Source organism: Caballeronia humi, assembly GCF_001544475.1.
In the GTDB taxonomy this organism is placed as follows: Bacteria; Pseudomonadota; Gammaproteobacteria; order Burkholderiales; family Burkholderiaceae; genus Caballeronia; species Caballeronia humi.
The window spans coordinates 93,838-107,442 of record NZ_FCNW02000016.1; the positions used below are offsets into that span (position 1 = coordinate 93,838).

Below are 13,605 nucleotides of genomic sequence, written 5' to 3' on the forward strand. Positions count from 1 at the left end.
CTCTCAAGAAAAACAATGGCGCGGGCGAAGCGGCCACGCGCCTTCCTTTTTGGCCGATCGATGGACGCAGAACAAGGCTTACCTTTTCCCCAACGTTATTGGGCGATCGCCGTCGTCGCGCTCGGCATCACGCTCGCGGTGCTCGATTCGGCCATCGCCAATGTCGCGCTGCCGACCATCGCCCGCACGCTCGACGCCGCGCCCGCCGACTCGATCTGGGTCGTCAACGCCTACACGCTCACCATCACCATCGCGCTTCTGCCGCTCGCCTCGCTCGGCGACCGGATCGGCTACCGGCGCGTCTATATGGCGGGGCTCGCGGTCTTCACGGTTGCGTCGTTCGCGTGCGCGCTCTCGAATTCGCTCGTGACGCTGACGCTCGCCCGCGTCATCCAGGGCTTCGGCGCGGCCGGGATCATGAGCGTCAACACGGCGCTCGTGCGCATGATCTACCCGCCTGACCAGCTCGGGCGCGGCGTGAGCATCAACGCGACGGTCGTCGCGATCTCGTCGGTGGTCGGACCGACCGTCGCCTCGGGGGTGCTCTCGATCGCGCCGTGGCCATGGCTGTTCGCGATCAACGTGCCGATCGGGATCGTCGCGCTGGCGCTCGGGATGCGCGCGCTGCCGCCGACGCCCGGCCACCGCCGGCCCTACGACTACGTGAGCGCGCTCATGAACGCGCTGGTGTTCGGCCTCGCGATCACGGCCGTCGACGGCCTCGGCCACGGCGAGCATCGTCCGTACGTGATCGCCGAATTCGTGGCGGCGGGCGTGATCGGCTACTTCTTCGTGCGGCGGCAACTCACGCAGAGTGCGCCGCTCTTGCCCGTCGATCTGATGCGCATTCCCGTGTTCGCGCTTTCGATCGCGACGTCGTTCTGCTCGTTTACCGCGCAGATGCTGACGTTCGTTTCGCTGCCCTTCCTACTGCAGGACGGCTTCGGCATGACGCAGGTCCAGACCGGCTTCCTGATGACGCCGTGGCCGCTCGTGATCGTATTCGTCGCGCCGCTCGCGGGCGTGCTCGCGGACCGCTATTCGGCGGGGATGCTCGGCGGGATCGGGCTCGCGATCCTGACGGCCGGGCTCTTGCTGCTCGCGACTACCGGCATGCATCCCACTCCGTTCGATATCGCGTGGCGCATGGCTGTCTGCGGGCTCGGCTTCGGGTTGTTCCAGTCGCCGAACAACCGGCAGATGCTGTCGTCGGCGCCGCGCAATCGCAGCGGCGGCGCGAGCGGGATGCTCGGCACCGCGCGGCTCTCGGGGCAAACGCTCGGCGCGGCGCTCGTCGCGCTGATCTTCGGTGTCGCGCCGCAGCATGGCGCGATCATCACGCTTTATGTCGCGGCTGGATTCGCTGCGGCGGCGGCGGTCGTCAGTTTGATGCGGCTCGCGGGCAGGCGCAGCGCGGAAGCGGCTTGAGCGGGAACGCATCGCGATCATTGAGCGCCTGAGCGTCAGCGCGGACGCGGCCCGACAGTAGACTCGCCAGGCGCGGCGCTGACGCGGCTGGACGCCGGGCGCGCACCGGCGCCCCCAGGCAATGTTGAAGCCGCCTGACGGCGCGCGCGCTGGCTGGCATGAAGCGTTAGACGCGCAACGCCAAAGCGTCCCGACAGCAGGCGGCTTGAACACGCGCCTGGCATTTCGATGCAAGCGCTTCCATACGCTGGGCACACCCCTTGCTGCGGCCAAAGGACGAAGTTCCCCGAGAACTGGAACCGTTATCCCGCCTCATCGCAAGCGCAAAGGAGTGTTTTCGTGCCCAATCCGCTCAATGACTACAAGATCGCGATTCTTGCGGTCGACGGCTTCGAGCAAGCCGAACTCGCCGAGCCGCGGCGCGCGCTCAAGGAAGCCGGCGCGCAGGTCGTCGTAATCTCGCAAAAACCGGGGCAAATCCAGGGATTCAAGCACGTCGACAAGGGCGACAAGATCGATGTCGACCTGACGTTCGATCAGGCCAGGCCGGACGACTACGACGCAGTGGTACTCCCCGGCGGCGTCGTGAACAGCGATGCAATCCGCGTCGATGCCAAAGCGCAAAATTTCGTCAAAGCCGCCAATCAGGCGCAGAAGCCGATCGCGGTGATTTGTCATGGCGGCTGGCTGCCGATCTCGGCGGGCATCGTTGCGGGCCGGACGATGACGAGCTGGCCAAGTCTCCAGGACGACATTCGTAACGCTGGCGGCACGTGGGTCGACCAGGAAGTGCAGATCGACGGCAACCTGATCACGAGCCGCAAGCCCGACGATTTGCCCGCTTTCAACCAAGCGTTGATCGATGCGTTGGGCGGGCGGCAAGGCGCCGCGTAGGCGCAGCCTTCCGATGCTGCCGCGCTTGAATGCGCGGCGCGCCGCCAGCCCGGCCGACGCGACGCGCAATCGCAATTTGCATGGGACCCGAGTGAGCGCACTGGCGGACAGCGCCCACTCTGGATCGACACAGGGGACCAGAATGCCTAAAAAATACCTTATCAAACTGAACAGCCTCTGCGCCGCGACACTCGCGCTCGGCTGCGCGTTCGCCTCGCTTGCTCAGGCGCAGGGCGAAGCGGCATCGGATGCCACGAAGGCCGCCTCGGCGATGTCGGCGACCGAAAAACTCTCGCCGGGCGACCAGCAGTTCATTCAGGACGCGGGCCAGTCGGGCGCCACCGAGATCGCCGCGAGCAAGCTCGCGCTCAGTAAATCGAGCGACGCGCAGGTGAAGCGCTTCGCCCAGCGCATGATCGCCGATCACGCGAAGCTCGCGCGCAACCTCGACATCCTCGCAAAGCGCCACGGCATCACGGCGGCGCCGAGCGCGGATTCGGCGGTGATCGGCAGTCTGCAAAATCTTCAGGGCGCCGAGTTCGACAAGGCATATATTGAGAAAGTGGTCGGCGGCCATCAGAAGGCCGTCGAGCTCTTCAAGAAGGAAAGCGAGAGCGGTAACGACGCCCAGCTCAAAACCGCGGCAACCCGCGCGCTGCCGATCATCCAGCATCATTTCGAGATGGCGCAGCAGCTCGCGAAGGCGAAGGCATCGGCATGAGCGCCCTTCCCGCTTTCCCCCATCGTCCGGCCTATGAGGACTCGACCATGCACATCACCTTCGCGGACGATCCGCCGGTTTTCGACGGCGTCGACCTGGAACTCAATTTCACCGCGCTCGTCGACGGCCAGCCGGTCGTCTGCTCGATCACGGTCGAGGCGCTGGAGGACCATTTCGGCGCGGAATCGGCGCGCGAGGAGCATATTCTGCCCGCTTACGAGCAGGGACGCCCGCGCATCCGCGCGGTGTGCGCCGAAGTGCTCGACGACAACGGCGGCCAGCCGGTCGTGCTGAGAAGCGGCCTCTTTCGCGTCACGGGGATGGAGCCGAAGTAAGCTACGGCGCGCTCCCGTCCGTCTAATAAATCCATCCGAAAACGGAGGCAACATGTCGCTGATCATTGCAGGCCGTTTCCAGACGTTCCAGGCCGCCGAGACTGCCGCGCAGCGGCTGTTCGCGCGCGGTTTCGTCGAGGAAGACGTCACGCTGTTTTTCGTGAACCCGAGCGGCCAGCACGCGCGCCACCCGATCGGCGGCGACGTCGGCACCGATGCCGGCGCGCAGGCCGCGCCCAAGGGCGCGGGGCGTGGCGTGACGATTGGCGCGGTGATCGGCGCGATCGTCGGCGCGGCGGTGTTTGCCGTGTTCAAGGCGCCGCTGATCGTGTCGGCGGTAGCGGCCGGCGTCGGCGCGTACGTCGGGTCGCTGGCAGGCGCGATGTCGCTGATGCGTCAGTCGAAGCCGCATTCGCCGGGGTCGCAGCACAACGCGGAGAATGCGCGGCATGCGGGCGTGCTCGTCGCGGTGCATGTGTCCCCGGAATCGAAGGACGATGCGGCGACGATTCTGCGCGAGTCGGGCGGGATGGACATCGAGCGCGCGTCGGGCCGCTGGCAACAAGGTCGATGGAGCGATTTCGATCCGTTGAAGCCGCCGCAACCGGCGGGTGAATACGCCGAGCGACGTGCCTGAAGCGTTGTGAAAAAACCGCCTGCCTAGCCAGGCGGTTTTTTCATACCCAGACCCGCGTGCAGCCTGCGCGTGGCACAGCGCTCCGTCTGTCGATGGGACGCTCGCATGTCGCGGGTACGACTTGCAGCGTGCGCGCTGTATCGGGCGGTTCGCACATTTGCTCGACGCGCACCTCCGGCGCTTCTTCCTGTGTATCCAGCGCGTGTTGCCGAATCTGCATGACGATCGCGGAACTCACGATCGCCACGAAGACAAGCAACTCGCGGTGGTCGATCTTCATCACGTTATTCCTTGTCGTTACGGCGCGTTTGTAGAGGCCGACGCGCCTATGTCGGGCCGAAAAAAGCAAGCACCATGCCGCGCGAAGAAAAGCGTAAAAAAACCGCTCGAATCGAAGACCCAGGCACGTCGCGTGCAACTAGCTATGGACCGCGTCCCGCATCGGGACTCATTGCGGGAAACTTCGATTACTCTAAGGAGGTATTACATGAGCACGAACATCGTATCGGTACTCAATGATCTCGTTGAAACGTCGAAGGACGGAGAAAAGGGCTTTCTCAAGGCCGCTGAAGACACGCGCGATCCGAGCCTGAAGCAGCTGTTCGCAGGCCGCGCCGAAGACTGCACGCGCGGCGCGCGCGAACTACAGGAACTCGTCCAGCGCCTGGGCGGCACGCCGGAAACGGGCGGCACGGTCGGCGGTGCGCTGCATCGCGGCTGGATGGAAGTGAAGTCGGCGGTGACCGGTCGTGACGACCACGCGATTCTCGCGGAGTGCGAACGCGGTGAAGACGTCGCGAAGAAGAACTATCGCGATGCGCTCGACAAGGAATTGCCGGCCGACGTGCGCGCGGTCGTCGAGCGTCAGTATCAGGGCGTGATTCAGAATCACGACCGCATCCGTGACCTGCGCGACCAGTACGCTGCTGCGAAGTCGTAACCAAGACGACGCGCCGCAAGCGCGAGGTAGCATCGAGCCGCCACTGCCTCACGGCAGTGGCGGCTTTTTCACGCGCGCGCCCGAAAAAAAGCCCGGCGCGCTGACACGGCCGGGCTTTTCAGGATGCAACGCTCGCGATTATTGCGGCGCGCCCTTGTCGTTCGTCCCAAGCGACGATGCCGCCGCAGCCGCCGCCGCGCCCTTTTGCTTGTGCGCCTTGTTCTGCTGATGCAGCGTCGTGCCCTTCGACGGCTTGGCCATCGCGCCCGACGCCGCGTTCATCGAGTCCGGCGCCGCCGACGGCCCGTTCGATGCGCCGCCGCCGCTATTACCGCCGCCCGCGCTTTGCGCGAACGCCGATGCCGTGAACGCGAATGTCATCGCGCCGATCAATGCAAATTTTTTCGTGCTCTTCATCGAAATCTCCTTTTTCCCTGGTGCCTGTCTGCATCCGCATAGCGATGCAGCCTTGTTCTAACGTCGTCCGGACCTGCGCCCTGCTCACTTCTTCGCATGAAAATCCGCGCGGGACGCGACCGTTGATCGAACGGCCGCATTCCGCGCGGATCATCGGCAAGACCCGGCGAACCGGGCCTCACGCGCCTTCGCCATTACTTCGCGACGATCTTGAGGTGGTTCTTGACGTGCGACACGCCCGACACGCCCGACACGACGTCTTCCGCCGCCGACTTGTCGTCCGCCGACGGCACCGAGCCCGTCAGCGATACGACGCCCTTGATCGTCTTCACGTGAATGTGGGTGGACTTCACGTTCTTCGCGGCGAGCAGTTCGGCCTTGACCTTGGTCGTGATCGCGCTGTCATCGACCTTCGTTCCCACCGTGGTGTCCGCCGGTGCCGACGGCGGAGTCGTCGTCACTTGCGCGTTCGCGTTGAGCGCGAACACGACCGCTGCGATACCGCCGGCTGCCTTCAGGATCTGGGTCGTTTTCATGGAAATAACTCCTTCTTTTCAGTTTTTGAAAGTACGGTCGCGCTGGCTCACGCCAGTCGGACCGTCTCGTTAGGTGAAGCTCTTATACGTCACGCCCCGTAGACGCGAAACGTGCAAGCTCTTCCGCAACTTGTGTGCCGCAGGGGCAAAAGCGACCGGGTCCGCGCGCGTCTCATCGGACGGAAAACCGCGTGGTGACTGGGTTTGCGGGCCACACTAAACATTTCTTCGACGAAGGGATTTCGACGTTCGCGACGCGCTCGAAAACGCATCGCGCCCTGCGGCGCTTTTGTCGGAGGACGTGTAAAAACTGCGTGGAAGCGGCCAGCGATCGCCCCCGCAATCCGCGTGCACGGAGCGCGAAAACGAGACGCCAAGCGGGTGTCGGCACACATGGCACGGCTCGTGCTTAAAAGGCCAGCACGCAAGACGTTTCGTTAAGAACAAATCGAGGATTTCCACGCAATGCCGCCATCACTAGAACTCCGTACCAAGCAAAGCCTTGCGCTCACGCCGCGCCTTCAACAATCGGTCCGCCTGTTGCAGCTTTCTTCACTCGAGTTCCAGCAGGAGTTGCGCAACGCGCTCGACACCAATCCGTTCCTCGAATACGACGAGTCGACGACCGAAGACAACGCCCTCGGCAACGACAATGGCAGTTCGATGACCGACTCGACGGCATCGAGCCCCGCCGAAAGCCCGGCCGAAGCGCCGCTCGCCGCCGACAGCGCTCAGGATTCCTCCGACAACGGCGATTCGTCGTCGCACGAGGATTCAATGGGCGAATTCTCGTCCGATCCGTTCGGTCGCTCGGCATCGCGCAATGGCGGCGACGGCGAAGGTTCCGATCCCGCCGATTGGGTCCGCATCGAGCCGTCGCTGCATGACACGCTGCACGACACGCTGCGCCTTTATCCGCTGAACGACCGTGATCGCGCGGTCGCGCAACTGATTATCGAAGCGCTCGATGACGACGGTTATCTGCGCCAGGATCTCTCCGAACTGGCCGCGCTGGTCGACATCCATCCCACGCTGCTCGAAGACGAACTGAACATCGCGCTCAAGCTCGTGCAATCGCTCGACAAACCGGGCGTCGGCGCGCGCAATCTGTCGGAATGCCTGTCGCTGCAACTCGAAGCGATGCCGTCGACGACGCCCGGCCGCGCCGTCGCGCTCGAAATCGTGACGCATCATCTGGAGCGGCTCGCACGCCGCGAGCAAGCGGAATTACAGAAGAAGATCGGCTGCAGCGCGGAGGAGTTGCGCATCGCCTGCGCGCTCGTGCGCAAGCTCGATCCGAAACCGGGCGAGAATTACGGCCAGGCGGAGGACAACTACGTTGTGCCGGACGTAATCGTGCGGCAGGTCAAGAAAAGCTGGGTCGTGACCATCAACCCTGCCGTTTTGCCGCGGGCGCGCATCCACCGGATGTATGCGGAGCTTTTCGCGCAATCGGCGGGGGCGAGCCGATCGCCGCTTGCGCAGCAGTTGCAGGAGGCGCGCTGGCTGATTCGCAACGCGCAGCAGCGTTTCACGACGATTCAGCGCGTCGCGGAATGCATCGTGTCGCATCAGAAGGCATTTTTTGACTATGGCGAAATCGCGCTGAAGCCGCTCGTGCTGCGCGACGTGGCGGACGAACTCGAACTCCACGAATCGACGATCTCGCGCGCCACGGGCAACAAGTACATGGCGACGCCGCGCGGCATCTTCGAATTCAAGCACTTCTTCCCGCGCGAACTCAGCACGGAAAGCGGCGGAACGTGCTCGGCCGCGGCCGTGCGCGCGCTGCTCAAGGAAATGATCGCGAAGGAAAATTCGAACGATCCGCTGTCGGACGTGAGTCTCGCGAAGATGCTCGCGGATCAGGGCGTGATCGTCGCGCGCCGGACGGTGGCCAAGTACCGGCATCTGATGAAGGTGCCGCCTGCGGAATTGCGCCGCCAGCAAGCCTGACCAGTTTCTTTCGGTTTTCCAGCGCCTTCGAGGTTTTTTTCGAAGGCGTTTTTGTTTCTATCGCCAGCCCGACTCGCGATGCGTGCGCTTGCGCGCCGCCGTCGCGGCGAGCTCAGCGCCGAGCAGGAACACCGCCGCAGAGTAATAGAGCCACATCAGGATCACCGCGAGCGACCCGGCCGCGCCGAACATGTTCGCTGTGCCCGCGTGACTGAGGTAGAACGCGAACAGGCGCTTGCCGCCTTCAAACAGCAGCGCAGCCGCGAGCGCACCGAGCGCCGCATCGCGCCACTGCATCCGCGTGCTGGGCAGGAATTTCAGCAGGACGGTGAACGCGAGCATCAGCATGGCGAGCGTGATCGCGCGCTGCGTGACGCTCGCGAGAAAGACGTACGGACTGCCGTCGCCAAGGACGAGGTGGCCGAGCAACTCGACGAGCGCATCGAGCACGAGCAGCGCGACGATCAAAAGCCCCGAGCCGACGACCAGCCCGAACGAAATCGCCCGCACGCGCAGCAGGTTGAAAACGCTCTCGCGCGCGCTGACGGCGGGCGTCGGCCAGATCACGTTCAGCGCGCTGTGCAACGAAGAAAACGTCGCTGAGGCGCCGATCAGCACGGCCGCCGCCGACAAAATCGCCGTGCGCCGCGCAATGTCCGCCTGCCAGGCGTTCGCGACGATCGCTTCGAGCGCGTGCGCCGCGTCCACGCCCACGACGCCGCTGATTTCGCCGAAAAGCCGTCCCTGCACGGCATCGGCGCCGAAGAAGATGCTCGCCACTGAAATCACGATGACGAGCGTCGGCGCGATCGAAAATGCCGCAAAAAACGCGATCGATGCGGAGAACATCAGGCAGTGGTCCTGCGTCCATTGCGTGACAGGGTCGACGATCCACGACAGCCAGCCGTGCAGCTTCGAGGTCCGGCCCTCGGCGACCGGTGCGGGATTCGGGGTGTCGTGATTCATCGTCGGCGTGGCGAGGCGTGCGGCTCAAAACGCCGATCGTAACGCCAGTTGATGTAAAAAGCGGGCATGCCTTTCGGAATGCGCCGCTTTGCTACGTCACAGCGTTTCGTCGTCTTCGGGATCGGCGGTTTCGTCGCTGATGTCGCGCGTTTCGTCCGTCACTTCGTCGGGGAGGATATCGGCGTCGGCGGCGAGATTGTTGTCGCCATCCGCCGATGCCGCTTCGCCCGTGCCGTAGCGGTCAGTATCGCTCGCGAGTTCCGCCGCCGACTGGCCGAGCGCGTGGTTGTCGAGTTCGTCCTCGATGTCGCCCGGATAGCGCTTTTCGCCCTGCACGTCCGAGCCGCTGTCAGACGAATCGCTCGGCCCGAGCGCGCCCGTGCCGTGCCCCTTGCCAATTTCCACGCCGCCCTCATCAGGCGGGTTCAGTGTGCTTCCGCTCATCATTGACCTCCGTTGATCGTTAGCGGAGGGGACCGCAAACGGCGTGCCGCAAAAAGCAAAACCCCGCGCCTGATCGCCAGACGCGGGGTTCTCAACGATACAGAACGCGACTACGCGTGATTGACCTTCGCTGTCCGCGGTTTCGCCTCGGCAACCTGCTTCACCGTCTTCTTCGTGACCGATGCAGCCGTCGCGACGCTGCGCAGATCCTGCAGGAACGAATCGCGCCACACGGACAGATTGTTCTCGCGCAACGGTGCCATCATGTCGGCGTGACGCGCCTGACGCTCGGCCAGCGGCATCGACAACGCGCGCTCCAGCGCCTCCGACATCTGCGACAAATCGAACGGATTCACCACCAGCGCGCCCGGCATTTGATCCGCCGCGCCAGCGAATTGCGACAGCACGAGCGCGCCGGGATCGGCGGGGTCTTGCGAGGCCACATATTCTTTCGCGACGAGATTCATGCCATCGCGCAGTGGCGTCACGTAACCGACCTGCGACAAACGGAACAGCGCCATCAGCAGATTACGGTCGTACTTGCGGTTGAGATACTGGATCGGCGTCCAGTCGAGCTGCGCGAACCGGCCGTTGATGCGCCCCGCCTCGCCTTCGAGATTCTGGCGGATGCGCTGGTAGGTCGTCACGTCGGAGCGGGTCGGCGGCGCGATCTGCACGAGCGACACGCGGCCATGCCAGCCGGGCGCGTTTAGCAGTAGCCGCTCGAACGCCTGAAACCGCTCGACGAGCCCTTTCGAATAATCGAGTCGGTCGACGCTCATGATGAGCTTCCGCCCGCGCATGCTGTCGCGCAGGCTCTTGACCGGCTTGCGATTCGAAAACTGCTCGGCGGCCTTCGCGATGGCGTCCGGATAGATGCCGATCGGATACGCACCCACTTTCAGCATGCGGCCGTAGGCCTGCATCATGCCGTCGTCACTGGCGTGGCCGTGCTTGCCGCGCTCGATGTAGTCGACGAACGATTGTTTATCCGCATCGGTCTGGAATCCGACGATGTCGTAGCTGCACATCGCCTTGATTAGCTCTTCGTGCGGCGGCACCGTGCGCATCACTTCGGGAACCGGGAAGGGAATATGGAGGAAGAATCCGATCGGATTCGTAATGCCGAGCGCACGGCATTCCTGCGCGAACGGCAGCAAGTGGTAGTCGTGTACCCAGATGATGTCGTCGGGCTGCAGCAGCGCCTTGAGTTTCGCGGCAAGGCCCGCGTTCACGCGCGCGTAGCCTGCATATTCCTCGCGATCGAATCGCGAGAGGTCGTTGCGGTAGTGGAACGTCGGCCACAGCGTGGCGTTGGAAAAGCCGCGGTAATACTGGTCGTAATCGCGGCGCGTCAGTCCGACGGTCGCGTAGGTCACGTTGCCGCGTTTCTCGATCACCGGCGCCGATGCCTCGCCGACGATCTCGCCACTCCACCCGAACCAGACGCCACCTGTCTCCTGTAGCGCATCCAGCACGCCGATCGCCAAGCCGCCGGCAGCGGGCTTGCCTTCCTGGATCGGCGCGACGCGATTCGATACCACGATCAATCTGCTCATTACAGCGTCACCTCTTCAGTTGTCGTTGCATGCTCGAATTGGCGATAGAAGGTATGCAAAACCCGTGCCGATCTTTGAGACAGCCGGAATAAAATTTGTATTTGGATGTTACCGACGAACGAAAACACGCGGCGATGGCGCGTCGCGGAGAAAAAATGGCGTCGCGAAGGCGATGCGCGACGCCTTTGCTTACGCGTCCTGTTCCGAGCCGAGATCGCGCTGATAGTCGATGCCTTCGCGCCGCACGCCGCCCTGGTTGTGCTCGCCATCGGGCGGGGCGTCAGGCGCGGGGCGGTTCTGGCCGGCGGGATCGTGCGGCGTTCCGTCCGATGCGGCAACGGGCGGGGGCGCCTCCTTGGCGGCCTCGGCGCGCGCTTCGCGTTTGGACGAATGACGCGCGGAGCGTCGAAGTGCGGGGTGCCTCATGATGCCTCCAAGGAAGAAGGCCGTCGTGCGAAGGAGTCGGCGGCGATGAAACCCGAAGCGAAAAAACGACCGGAGCCGCTCAGCGAGCGCCGGTCATTGTTACGCCGTTCGTTGTAATGACTACAGTGAACGTAGAACTTTCTTCAACACTTGCACGTTTTAGGGGAATCGGCCCTTATTCGTGATCCGCAGTCTGTTTAGTGCATCGCGGCGGCGCGTTTATCTGACGTGCGGCGCCTCGTTTGGTCCGGGCGGCGGATCGCCAATCGGTTGCATGGGCGGCGTCGGCGGTTCGCGCGTTGGGTCCGGATTGGTGTCGGGCGGAATCTGCGGCGGCGGTGGCTCATCGGGAGGCGTCACAGGCGGGTCCGGCACCTGCGGTGTCTGCGCGTGAATTGCGCCGGTGCGAAGGGTGCCAGCGGAAACGGGATCGGACATGGCGGCTCCTGGTCGTTGTAGTGATGGTCGACTCGACACACGCGAGCCTTGCTTACAACGACAGCAAGGGCCATGCCCCTCGCCTGCTTTACACGCGCTTGCGCCCTGCCGCGCTTATCTCATTATCGGCGCTGATCGGCTGGATCGCCAATGAAAAACGCCCGCGCAAATCAATGCGCGGGCGTTGCGTTTCGTCTACGGATTGCGACGTTGAAGCGGCTAGTTCACGCTTGAATCGCCTAGGTCGCTCGTCTCGCCGACGGCCGCCTTGTTTGCGTCCTCGCCGTACTCGACGAGCCGGTTATAAAGCGTTTTCAGGCTGATGCCGAGGATTTCGGCTGCACGCGTCTTCACGCCGCCGCACTGCTCGAGCGTCGCGAGAATCAGCTGTCGATCCGCTTCCGCGAGCGATGTGCCGAACGCGATCGTGACCGCCGTTCCGGCCGACGGCTTCGACAGCGAGATCTGCAGCGGCACGGCCGCCGTGCTGTCCGATTCCGCGCCCGACATGATGTACGCGCGCTGCACGTAGTTCTTCAGCTCGCGCACGTTGCCCGGCCACGGATACGAAGCGAGCATCTCGCGCACGGCCGGCGGGAAGGTCTTCTTCGTGTTGTAGCGCGAGTTGAGTTCATCGAGAAACGCCTGTCCGAGCAGTTCGACGTCCTTGCCCCGCTCACGCAGCGGCGGCAGGTTGATCGGGAACACGTTCAGCCGGTGATACAGGTCGAGCCGGAGCTTGCCTTCGAGCACGGCCTGCTCGGGATCGCGGTTGGTCGCGGCGATCAGGCGCACATCGGTTTCGAGTTCCTTCGTCGTGCCGACGCGCATGAACATGCCGGTTTCCAGCACGCGCAGCAGTTTCACCTGCAGTTCGATCGGCATCTCGGTGATTTCGTCGAGGAACAGCGTGCCGCCGTTCGCGCGCTCGAAATAGCCCTTGTGCTGGCGATCGGCGCCGGTAAACGACCCGCGCTCGTGCCCGAACATTTCGGATTCGATCAGGTTCGGCGAAATCGCGCCGCAGTTCACCGCGATGAACGAGTGCTTGCGGCGCAGGCTCAGTTCGTGGAGCGTCTGCGCGGCGACTTCCTTGCCGGTGCCCGATTCACCGATCAGCAGGACCGACGCCGCCGTCGGCGCGACGCGGCCGACCTGGTCGTAGACGGTCTGCATCGCGGGCGAATTGCCGAGCATCAGGCCGAAGCGGCCCATGCGGCGCAACTCGCCGCGCAATGTACCGATTTCCGCCTTGAGGTCGCCAGGACGTGGCAGGCGCGAGAGGATCGCCTTCACGCGCTGCATATTGATCGGCTTGACGAGGTAATCGGTCGCGCCCATCTTCAGCGCGTTCACCGCCGACTCGACCGTCGCGTGCCCGGTGATCACGATGACCTCGACGCCGGAGCGCGGATCAAGGTCTTCGAAGAGATCGACGCCCAAGCCGTCCGGCAGCTTCAGGTCCGTGAACACGACATCGGGCGTCTGCCGGATGAGCTGGATGCGCGCTTCGCGCAGGTCGCCGGCAGTGGCTGTCGTCAGTCCGTCTTCGCCAATGATCGCGGCTAGCGCCTCGCGGGTACTGGGATCGTCATCGACAATCAATACATGTGGCATGCGTCTTGAGTCTTTTAAAGCGTTGTCAGGTCACGCGCCTTGAGGCGGCGCGGGCTTCTCTGGGCAGACGTTGCAACGCCGCCAGGCCGGGCACGGTGTCCGCGTCAAACGCACGGAACGCGCTGAAAATGAAAAAGTTGCCGGTGTCTCGTGCAACCAAATCGAAGGGTCGCAATAATTGCCATATAGCGAAATTATGGCCCACCATCAATTGATTATACGGCTTTATCAAGATAAAACGCACGTCCGTGAGGACGTGCGTCGGGCGCTTCTGCCGGTATTCGAGATGCC

16 protein-coding genes are annotated in these 13,605 nt (G+C 63.9%); 7 read left to right on the top strand and 9 right to left on the bottom strand.

Features of this window, described 5'->3' with window-relative positions; genetic code table 11:
* Positions 1–60 precede the first annotated feature (60 nt).
* From AWB65_RS16735 to AWB65_RS16755, 5 genes are all read left to right on the top strand, one after another.
* The gene (locus tag AWB65_RS16735; RefSeq protein WP_087668257.1) at positions 61–1,428 is read left to right on the top strand and encodes an MFS transporter; all 1,368 of its coding nucleotides are present in this window, start codon (positions 61–63) and stop codon (positions 1,426–1,428) included.
* Between the two features lie 339 nt (positions 1,429–1,767).
* Positions 1,768–2,322 carry a type 1 glutamine amidotransferase domain-containing protein gene (locus AWB65_RS16740; protein ID WP_087668223.1) on the top strand — a complete coding sequence of 185 codons (555 nt, stop codon included), beginning with the start codon at positions 1,768–1,770 and terminating at the stop codon, positions 2,320–2,322.
* Between the two features lie 142 nt (positions 2,323–2,464).
* Positions 2,465–3,043 (top strand): DUF4142 domain-containing protein, encoded by a 579-nt coding sequence (locus AWB65_RS16745; RefSeq protein ID WP_087668224.1) that lies wholly within the window; start codon positions 2,465–2,467, stop codon positions 3,041–3,043.
* The gene (locus tag AWB65_RS16750) at positions 3,040–3,378 is read left to right on the top strand and encodes a DUF1488 family protein (RefSeq protein WP_235007652.1); all 339 of its coding nucleotides are present in this window, start codon (positions 3,040–3,042) and stop codon (positions 3,376–3,378) included. Before AWB65_RS16745 ends, AWB65_RS16750 begins: the two co-directional genes overlap by 4 nt.
* 52 nt (positions 3,379–3,430) lie before the next feature.
* Positions 3,431–4,015, top strand: a complete 585-nt coding sequence (locus tag AWB65_RS16755; RefSeq protein ID WP_087668226.1) for a hypothetical protein — start codon at positions 3,431–3,433, stop codon at positions 4,013–4,015.
* A gap of 40 nt (positions 4,016–4,055) precedes the next feature.
* Here AWB65_RS16755 and AWB65_RS16760 read toward each other — a convergent pair whose 3' ends face one another.
* The gene (locus tag AWB65_RS16760) at positions 4,056–4,295 is read right to left on the bottom strand and encodes a hypothetical protein (protein WP_087668227.1); all 240 of its coding nucleotides are present in this window, start codon (positions 4,293–4,295) and stop codon (positions 4,056–4,058) included.
* 207 nt (positions 4,296–4,502) lie between these two features.
* On the opposite strand from AWB65_RS16760, the gene AWB65_RS16765 reads away from it, so the two are divergent.
* Positions 4,503–4,955 (top strand): PA2169 family four-helix-bundle protein, encoded by a 453-nt coding sequence (locus AWB65_RS16765; RefSeq protein WP_087655082.1) that lies wholly within the window; start codon positions 4,503–4,505, stop codon positions 4,953–4,955.
* A 138-nt stretch (positions 4,956–5,093) separates the two neighbouring features.
* Here the strand turns inward: AWB65_RS16765 and AWB65_RS16770 are convergent, their stop codons facing one another.
* Together AWB65_RS16770 and AWB65_RS16775 are read right to left on the bottom strand one after the other, a co-directional pair.
* Positions 5,094–5,372 (bottom strand): hypothetical protein, encoded by a 279-nt coding sequence (locus AWB65_RS16770; protein WP_087668228.1) that lies wholly within the window; start codon positions 5,370–5,372, stop codon positions 5,094–5,096.
* 194 nt (positions 5,373–5,566) lie between these two features.
* Positions 5,567–5,908 (bottom strand): BON domain-containing protein, encoded by a 342-nt coding sequence (locus AWB65_RS16775; protein WP_087655084.1) that lies wholly within the window; start codon positions 5,906–5,908, stop codon positions 5,567–5,569.
* Positions 5,909–6,373: 465 nt separating this feature from the next.
* On the opposite strand from AWB65_RS16775, the gene AWB65_RS16780 reads away from it, so the two are divergent.
* Positions 6,374–7,864: an RNA polymerase factor sigma-54 gene (locus tag AWB65_RS16780; protein ID WP_087668229.1), complete on the top strand. Its 1,491-nt coding sequence runs from the start codon at positions 6,374–6,376 to the stop codon at positions 7,862–7,864.
* A gap of 57 nt (positions 7,865–7,921) precedes the next feature.
* Here AWB65_RS16780 and AWB65_RS16785 read toward each other — a convergent pair whose 3' ends face one another.
* From AWB65_RS16785 to AWB65_RS16810, 6 genes are all read right to left on the bottom strand, one after another.
* A complete protein-coding gene (locus AWB65_RS16785; protein ID WP_087668230.1) occupies positions 7,922–8,830 on the bottom strand; it encodes a YihY/virulence factor BrkB family protein in 909 nt (302 codons plus the stop codon).
* Positions 8,831–8,926: 96 nt separating this feature from the next.
* Positions 8,927–9,277, bottom strand: a complete 351-nt coding sequence (locus tag AWB65_RS16790; RefSeq protein ID WP_087668231.1) for a chemotaxis protein — start codon at positions 9,275–9,277, stop codon at positions 8,927–8,929.
* A gap of 107 nt (positions 9,278–9,384) precedes the next feature.
* Positions 9,385–10,833, bottom strand: coding sequence for an alpha,alpha-trehalose-phosphate synthase (UDP-forming) (gene otsA, locus AWB65_RS16795; protein WP_087668232.1), 1,449 nt, complete (start codon positions 10,831–10,833; stop codon positions 9,385–9,387).
* A 189-nt stretch (positions 10,834–11,022) separates the two neighbouring features.
* Positions 11,023–11,259 (bottom strand): hypothetical protein, encoded by a 237-nt coding sequence (locus tag AWB65_RS16800; protein ID WP_087668233.1) that lies wholly within the window; start codon positions 11,257–11,259, stop codon positions 11,023–11,025.
* A 219-nt stretch (positions 11,260–11,478) separates the two neighbouring features.
* A complete protein-coding gene (locus AWB65_RS16805; protein ID WP_087668234.1) occupies positions 11,479–11,697 on the bottom strand; it encodes a hypothetical protein in 219 nt (72 codons plus the stop codon).
* A 219-nt stretch (positions 11,698–11,916) separates the two neighbouring features.
* Positions 11,917–13,314, bottom strand: a complete 1,398-nt coding sequence (locus AWB65_RS16810; RefSeq protein ID WP_087668235.1) for a sigma-54-dependent transcriptional regulator — start codon at positions 13,312–13,314, stop codon at positions 11,917–11,919.
* Positions 13,315–13,605 lie beyond the last annotated feature (291 nt).

Excerpts from the sequence above, each read along its gene's own strand:
- AWB65_RS16735 (WP_087668257.1), top strand. The coding sequence starts at position 61 with ATGGACGCAGAACAAGGCTTACCTTTTCCCCAACGTTATTGGGCGATC.
- AWB65_RS16745 (WP_087668224.1), top strand. The coding sequence starts at position 2,465 with ATGCCTAAAAAATACCTTATCAAACTGAACAGCCTCTGCGCCGCGACA.
- AWB65_RS16750 (WP_235007652.1), top strand. The coding sequence starts at position 3,040 with ATGAGCGCCCTTCCCGCTTTCCCCCATCGTCCGGCCTATGAGGACTCG.
- AWB65_RS16755 (WP_087668226.1), top strand. The coding sequence starts at position 3,431 with ATGTCGCTGATCATTGCAGGCCGTTTCCAGACGTTCCAGGCCGCCGAG.
- AWB65_RS16760 (WP_087668227.1), bottom strand. The coding sequence starts at position 4,295 with ATGAAGATCGACCACCGCGAGTTGCTTGTCTTCGTGGCGATCGTGAGT.
- AWB65_RS16765 (WP_087655082.1), top strand. The coding sequence starts at position 4,503 with ATGAGCACGAACATCGTATCGGTACTCAATGATCTCGTTGAAACGTCG.
- AWB65_RS16770 (WP_087668228.1), bottom strand. The coding sequence starts at position 5,372 with ATGAAGAGCACGAAAAAATTTGCATTGATCGGCGCGATGACATTCGCG.
- AWB65_RS16775 (WP_087655084.1), bottom strand. The coding sequence starts at position 5,908 with ATGAAAACGACCCAGATCCTGAAGGCAGCCGGCGGTATCGCAGCGGTC.
- AWB65_RS16780 (WP_087668229.1), top strand. The coding sequence starts at position 6,374 with ATGCCGCCATCACTAGAACTCCGTACCAAGCAAAGCCTTGCGCTCACG.
- AWB65_RS16785 (WP_087668230.1), bottom strand. The coding sequence starts at position 8,830 with ATGAATCACGACACCCCGAATCCCGCACCGGTCGCCGAGGGCCGGACC.
- AWB65_RS16790 (WP_087668231.1), bottom strand. The coding sequence starts at position 9,277 with ATGATGAGCGGAAGCACACTGAACCCGCCTGATGAGGGCGGCGTGGAA.
- otsA (WP_087668232.1), bottom strand. The coding sequence starts at position 10,833 with ATGAGCAGATTGATCGTGGTATCGAATCGCGTCGCGCCGATCCAGGAA.
- AWB65_RS16800 (WP_087668233.1), bottom strand. The coding sequence starts at position 11,259 with ATGAGGCACCCCGCACTTCGACGCTCCGCGCGTCATTCGTCCAAACGC.
- AWB65_RS16805 (WP_087668234.1), bottom strand. The coding sequence starts at position 11,697 with ATGTCCGATCCCGTTTCCGCTGGCACCCTTCGCACCGGCGCAATTCAC.
- AWB65_RS16810 (WP_087668235.1), bottom strand. The coding sequence starts at position 13,314 with ATGCCACATGTATTGATTGTCGATGACGATCCCAGTACCCGCGAGGCG.